Below are 3,005 nucleotides of genomic sequence, written 5' to 3'. Positions count from 1 at the left end.
CCGCCCGGCTCCTGCGCCCCGCCCGCCGCGCCGGACGCGGCCGGTGCGGCGGCCTCGGGCCAGTACCGCTCGCGCTGGAACGCGTACGTCGGCAGCTCCACCCGGCGCGCGCCGGTGCCCTCGAAGAACGCGGCCCACCGCGGGCCCGCGCCCCGGGTGTGCAGCGTGGCGAGCGCCTCGACCACGGCCGCCTCCTCACCGTGAGTCGCGCGGAGCAGCGGCACCACCACGGGAGCGGGCTCGGCTCCGTCCAGGCTCTGCTGGGCCATCGCGGAGAGCACTCCGTCGGGACCGAGCTCCACGAAGGCGCGGACTCCGGCGTCGCGCAGCGTCCGTACTCCGTCGGCGAACCGCACGGTCTCGCGGACATGCCGTACCCAGTAGGCGGGCGAGCGCAGTTCGTCGGAGGCAGCCAGGGCGCCGGTCAGATTCGACACCACCGGGATCCTGGGCTCGTGGTACGCGACGGTCCCGGCGACCCGGGCGAAGTCCGTGAGCATCGGGTCCATCAGCGGCGAGTGGAACGCGTGCGAGACGCGCAGCCGCCTGGTCCTGCGGCCGTCGGCCGCGAAGAGTTCGGCGATCTCCAGTACGGCGTCCTCGGCGCCCGCGACGACCAGCGCCTCAGGGCCGTTGACCGCAGCGATCGAGACATGCTCGCCCAGCAAAGAGGTGATCTCGTCCTCGGTGGCCTGGAGCGCGACCATCGCGCCGGTCTGCGGGAGCGCCTGCATCAGCGAGGCGCGCGCGGCCACCAGCCGGCAGGCGTCGGCCAGTGTGAACACTCCCGCCACATGGGCGGCGGCGATCTCGCCGATGGAGTGCCCGGCCACGAAGTCCGGTGTGAGTCCCCATGATTCGGCGAGCCGGAAGAGCGCCACCTCGACGGCGAACAGCGCGGGCTGGGTCCAGCCGGTCTCGTCCAGCAGCTCCGACTCGAAGGTGCCGGGCTCGGCGAAGAGCACCTCGCGCAGCGGGAATTCCAGCTCGGTGTCGAGATGGGCGAGCACCGCGTCCAACGCCTCGGCGAAGACCGGGAACCGCCCGTACAGCTCGCGGCCCATCGCGCCGCGCTGGCTGCCCTGGCCGGAGAAGAGGAACGCGGTCCTGCCGGGAGCGCGGCCCGCCGTTCCGCGGGCGATCTCCCGTACGCCGTCGGCGCCCGCGAGCAGGACCGCGCGGTGCGGGAAGAGCGTACGGTCCGTGGCGAGGGAGTGCCCGATGTCGACCGGCGAGAGCGCGGTCTCGGCGGCGGCGAAGGCGGTGAGCCGGCCGATCTGGGCCTGGAGCGCCTCACGGGTCCTGCCGGACACGATCCACGGCACGGCCGCGGGCGCCACGCCGGGAGTCACGGTCCGCTCCGGGACGGTGCCCGGTACGGCGATGGGTACGACGTCCGGCCCGGGAGCGGTCCCGGGCGCCGCTTCAACGGCCGGTGCCTGCTCCACGATGACATGCGCGTTCGTCCCGCTCACTCCGAACGCCGAGACTCCGGCCCGGCGCGGACGGCCGGTCTCGGGCCAGACCACCGTCTCCCGCAGCAGCGACACGGCGCCGGAGGACCAGTCGACATGCGCCGAGGGCGTGTCGATGTGCAGGCTCTTCGGCAGAGTGCCGTGGCGCATCGCCAGCAGCATCTTGATGACGCCCGCGGCTCCGGCCGCCGCCTGGGTGTGCCCGATGTTCGACTTGACCGTACCGAGCAGCAACGGGCGCTCCCGGTCCCGGCCGTAGGCGGTCAGCAGGGCCTGGGCCTCGATCGGGTCACCCAGCGTGGTGCCTGTGCCGTGTGCCTCCACGGCGTCCACCTCGGCGGGTACCAGTCCCGCCTCGGCGAGCGCCTGCCGGATCACCCGTTGCTGCGAAGGGCCGTTGGGCGCGGTCAGTCCGTTGGACGCGCCGTCCTGGTTGACGGCGGTGGAGCGGATGATGCCGCGGACCTCATGGCCGTTGCGTACGGCGTCGGAGAGCCGTTCCAGCACCAGGATGCCGACGCCCTCGGACCAGGCGGTGCCGTCGGCGCCGTCGGAGAACGCCTTGCACCGGCCGTCGGGAGCGAGCCCGCCCTGGGCGGAGAACTCCACGAAGGAGTCCGGGCTGGACATCACGGAGACTCCGCCCGCGATCACCAGCGAGCACTCCCCCGCGCTCAGCGCCTTGCCGGCCCAGTGCAGGGCCACCAGCGAGGACGAGCAGGCGGTGTCGACGGTGACGGCCGGGCCCTCCAGACCGAGCGCGTAGGAGAGCCGGCCGGACATGACGCTCGCGGTGTTGCCAGTGGCCGCGTATCCCCGTACGTCGGAGGCGGAGCGGCGCAGTACGTCCACATAGTCCTGGCCGTTGGTGCCGACGAAGACGCCGGTGGTGGAGCCGCGCAGTGTCGACGGATCGATCCCGGCCCGCTCCAGCGCCTCCCAGGTGGTCTCCAGCAGCAGCCGCTGCTGCGGATCCATGGCCAGGGCCTCACGTGGTGAGATTCCGAAGAAGCGGGCGTCGAAGTCGGCGACTCCGGTGAGGAATCCGCCCTGGAGTGTGTCCGAGGCGCCCGCGCCGAGTGCCTCGATGTCCCAGCCTCGGTCGGCCGGGAACGTGGTGATGCCGTCCCGGCCCTCGGCGAGCAGCCGCCACAGCTCCTCGGGCGAGTCGGCGCCGGGGAAGCGGCAGCTCATGCCGACGACGGCGATCGGATCATCGTCCAACGGCCGGCCCGCCGCGACGGGCGCCGCCGTCTCGGGCAGTGAGCCGAGCAGCTCGGCCAGCAGGTGGTCCGCCAGCTCGCGCGGTGTCGGCAGATCGTAGACGAGCGAGGAGGGCAGGCTCAGGCCGGTCAGGGCGGCGAGCGCGTTACGGAATTCGAGCGTGGTCAGCGAGTCGAAGCCCAGATCGCGGAAGGCCCGGTCGTCCTCGATGGTCCGCGCGTCGGAGTGGCCGAGTACGGCGGCCACCTGGGCTCGCAGCAGATCGAGCACATGTCCGGCGCGTTCGGCCTCGGGCAACTCCGCGAG

At 73.1% G+C, this 3,005-nt stretch carries 1 protein-coding gene; it reads right to left on the bottom strand.

Annotated features, from left to right (window positions below; translation table 11 throughout):
• Window positions 1-3,005: type I polyketide synthase (locus tag GA0115259_RS34020; protein WP_141716802.1), on the bottom strand; the 3,005-nt coding region annotated here is incomplete at both ends.

This window comes from Streptomyces sp. MnatMP-M17 (assembly GCF_900091995.1).
Lineage (GTDB): Bacteria > Actinomycetota > Actinomycetes > Streptomycetales > Streptomycetaceae > Streptomyces.
Note: the sequence above shows the minus strand (reverse complement) of the source record. Positions and strands in the feature narration are given on the sequence as shown.